This is a genomic window from Marinobacter iranensis (genome assembly GCF_029207565.1).
Taxonomy (GTDB): Bacteria; Pseudomonadota; Gammaproteobacteria; order Pseudomonadales; family Oleiphilaceae; genus Marinobacter; species Marinobacter iranensis.
In genome coordinates this window covers 1-231 of the sequence record NZ_JANCMW010000431.1, presented here as the reverse complement: position 1 = coordinate 231, position 231 = coordinate 1, and the positions used below count along the sequence as shown (strand labels likewise).

The window sequence follows — 231 nt, the reverse complement described above, 5'->3', positions numbered from 1 at the left end:
CTGTCGGTTTCAGGAACACAACCGATTTCAAGGGAACAACATGACATCACGCAGAACACTGCTGCTGGCGCTGGCGGGCGCCATGACGGCAGGGAACGCCTACGGTGAGGAGGTCGAAACGGTTGATGCCGTAGAGACGATGGTGGTCAGCGCGCCGCGGCTGGCCCGCGAGCTCTATGACACCCCGGCAGCGGTCTCGACCGTCGAGCGCGAGAGCCTTCAGCGCGGCCA

The 231-nt window shown here is 64.1% G+C and carries 1 protein-coding gene; it reads left to right on the top strand.

The genetic code is table 11. From position 1 onward, the window contains the following. Positions 1 to 40: 40 nt before the first annotated feature. Positions 41 to 231, top strand: a 191-nt coding sequence (locus tag NLU14_RS22980; RefSeq protein WP_275710968.1) for a hypothetical protein, incomplete at its 3' end; no start/stop codon positions are given.